Origin of the sequence: Cupriavidus sp. 2SB (genome assembly GCF_005503625.1) — a bacterium.
In the GTDB taxonomy this organism is placed as follows: domain Bacteria; phylum Pseudomonadota; class Gammaproteobacteria; order Burkholderiales; family Burkholderiaceae; genus Cupriavidus.
Window position 1 is genome coordinate 1 of sequence record NZ_SCMX01000161.1, and the last position, 2,892, is coordinate 2,892.

4 protein-coding genes are annotated in these 2,892 nt (G+C 60.4%); all 4 read right to left on the reverse strand.

Translation table 11 applies throughout. The features are described from left to right. Positions 1 to 41: 41 nt before the first annotated feature. A complete protein-coding gene (locus FFS21_RS31765; protein WP_011229401.1) occupies positions 42 to 518 on the reverse strand; it encodes a cupredoxin domain-containing protein in 477 nt (158 codons plus the stop codon). 71 nt (positions 519 to 589) lie between these two features. Continuing rightward, positions 590 to 1,507 (reverse strand): copper homeostasis membrane protein CopD, encoded by a 918-nt coding sequence (copD, locus tag FFS21_RS31770; RefSeq protein ID WP_008652092.1) that lies wholly within the window; start codon positions 1,505 to 1,507, stop codon positions 590 to 592. Between the two features lie 6 nt (positions 1,508 to 1,513). Next, entirely contained in the window at positions 1,514 to 1,900 is a 387-nt protein-coding gene (gene copC / locus FFS21_RS31775) for a copper homeostasis periplasmic binding protein CopC (RefSeq protein ID WP_008652096.1), read from the reverse strand. 43 nt (positions 1,901 to 1,943) lie between these two features. Continuing rightward, positions 1,944 to 2,892: copper resistance protein B (locus tag FFS21_RS31780; protein WP_029700135.1), on the reverse strand; the 949-nt coding region annotated here is incomplete at its 5' end.

The following is a 2,892-nucleotide window of genomic DNA, read 5'->3' on the forward strand; positions in this document are numbered from 1 at the left end:
CCATCGGTCAGTTTGGCGGGAGTGGTTAGTCGCGTGCCGCGCTATTTTCTCACAACGACCTTGCCGACCATACCGGCTTCGAAGTGGCCGGGCACCAGGCAGGCGAAATCGACCGTTCCAGGCTTTTCAAACCGCCAGACGAGAGTTCCCTGTGCGCCCGGTGCGAGCGTGAGCTTGTTCGGGGCAGCGTGCTTTTCGCCGGCCATCTCCCGCATCATTTTTGCATGCTCTTTCAGTTCGGCCGTCGTGCCGATCACCATCTCGTGCTCGATCATCCCGGCATTGCGTACCTGAAACCGGATGGTGTCACCCGCTTTCACCGGGATCGCGTCGGGCGAGAATCGCATGGTGTCGTTCATCGTGACGTCCACCGTACGCGTGGCCTTGGCACTAACGCCAGGTTGTCCTGCGACCGATGCAGCCGGTTTGCGCGTGGCCGAGCTGTCATTGCTCGGGGCGGCTGTCGCCAGCGACGGTACAAAGGCCACAGCGATGAGAGAAAGCGCGAGTGTCTTCATGGCGAACCTCGGTGGTGGGATGTTAGGGATGGGCCGAGTCGGATCGACTCAGCCTCTGAATTGGACGGGTCTTACATTTGCATGGGGGAAAGAATGCCGAGCGATGCAACCAGAATCAGGATCAGCGTCGCGGCGCCGGTCTCGATCGTCAGGCTGCGTTGCAGCGTGCGTACGGCGACCACGTGATCCCCGGTGCGAACCGCATGTTCAAGCTGCGGGCTGAGATGGAAACGGTTGGCCGCTGCGAGCAGCAGCATGATGCCGAAGAGTGCTAGCTTGAATAGCAGCAGGCCACCGTACGACGCCAGGCTCAGTTCCGGCAGTTGCAACCCAATAATCATCCAGTAGTTGACGACGCCGGTGACCACCAGGGTGGCAACCACCATCGTGCCGACCTGGGCGAATCCATTGGACGTCCGGCTCAGTAGCGCCACCTTGTTGGGGGTTGCGGCCGTGCGGGACAACACAACGAAGGCAATCAGGGCACCGAACCATGCGCCGGCTGCGATCAGGTGTGCGATGTCTGATGCAAGGTGGATATAGCCCTTCACGCCGTCGTCCATCGCGCCGTGCCCTCCCCACGCCAAGGTTGCCAGCGCGAACGCGGCACCGCCTGTTATGGCGCTGAACTGGGACAGCGGCCGATTACGCAGGAAGAGCGCGGCGAGCAGACACAGGAACAGGGCAACCACACGAACAATCCAGGCCGTACCGAACGCGGTCCCGGTCACAATCATCTCGAAAACGTGGCCTTGAAGTTCCGTGTACGAAGCGGCGCCCGTCATGCCCTTCGCCATGACGGCGATGTTCACGAACGACAGGACGATACCGAGCGTTGCGGCCACCTTGCAAAGAGTTGCAAAGGAGGCACCGATCGGTGACCGCCGCTCCTCCTGGCGCAATGCATACAAGGCGAACAGCGGAAGGCCAAACAGCGCTGCGAGATCTAGATAGAGTGCGAAACGCACTGCGACAGTTGCCCAGTCCATTGCAGCTTACTTGACGGTGAAGGTGATATTGCCGTTGATCGGATGGGTGTCGGACGACACAGCGCGCCATTCCACACGATAGTTGCCGGGGCTGAGCGGCTGCGTAGGCGTGACCACCATGGTCTTGGGATCGTCGCCGCCGGCGACCTTTGCTGCGATCTTCATCGGCGAGTGGTCAGCCATGCCCGGCATGCCGGTCATCAGCAGATTTGCGCCTGAGAACTGCGTCGAAAGATTCTCCGAGAACTTCAGTTCGATCTTTTGGGGAGCGGCGACTTCCGCCTTGTCAGCGGGTGTCGATGTGAGCAGCTTCGGGTGCGCAAAGGCCACGGAGCTGACGAGCAATGCGGCAGCCGCGAGGGTCGCACGAATAGTGAGGCGTGATGCTTGCATGAAAAACTCCAATTGCTGGTGGGGTGAGAAAGGATAAAGACGATCAGAACCACATGCGAATACCCGCGACGAAGCGCGTCTCGCCGCTGCGACCGCCGGAGGCTCGGACCATGTTTGCGGTATTGCCAAAGCTTTGCGAGCGTTCGATACCGATGTACGGCGCAAACTGCCGGCTAAATTCATAGCGCAATCGCACTCCGACAGCGCCGCTGGAAAGGCCACTGCCGATACCGATTTCGGGGTCGTTCTTGCCGTACAGGCTGGCTTCCAACCTGGGCTGCAAGATCAGCCTCTGGGTCAGCAGCAAATCATACTCACCGGAAAGGCGCAGCGCGGTTCGTCCCTCGGTGCCGACATAGCCGGTTGCCTCGACTTCGAACCAGTAAGGCGCCAACCCTTGCACACCGAACGCAAGCCAGTTGCGTGCAGGGCGCCCATAGCCGGCGTCGTTCCGGACACCCAGTTGGGTGTCCCAATACGTGGCAATGGCGTGTCCCCACAACAGTTCGGTGCGGGCTTCGGGAACCTTGCCCTTTTCCACCTCGCCTTCTGCCTTGATCACGAACTTGTTGAACGCATTCCCAATCCACGCCTGCGCTTCGTAGGATGCCGCATTGCTTTCGTTGCCTTTGGTCCATTCAAGGCGATCAACGAGAACGGACGCGAAGATATGTTCGTCCGCCATATGCAGCGACCGGCTGGGGCCAATCGCGTATTGGCCGACGCCGAGCTTTGCGCCGTCGGAATAAGCATCTGGATCTCTGGCGTCCGGCGGAGCGCTTCCACCCTGCATCTGCATGGCGCCATGATCCATGCCCTGCATTGAGCCCTGGTCCATGCCTTGCATTTTGCTGTGGTCCATGCCCTGCATTGAGCCCTGGTCCATGCCTTGCATCTTGCTGTGGTCCATGCCCTGCATTGAGCCCTGGTCCATGCCTTGCATCTTGCTGTGGTCCATGCCCTGCATCGAGCCCTGGTCCATGCCCTGCATC

Bases quoted from the DNA above. Each gene is read 5' to 3' on its own strand.
- copD (WP_008652092.1), bottom strand. From the start codon at position 1,507: ATGGACTGGGCAACTGTCGCAGTGCGTTTCGCACTCTATCTAGATCTC.
- FFS21_RS31765 (WP_011229401.1), bottom strand. From the start codon at position 518: ATGAAGACACTCGCGCTTTCTCTCATCGCTGTGGCCTTTGTACCGTCG.
- copC (WP_008652096.1), bottom strand. From the start codon at position 1,900: ATGCAAGCATCACGCCTCACTATTCGTGCGACCCTCGCGGCTGCCGCA.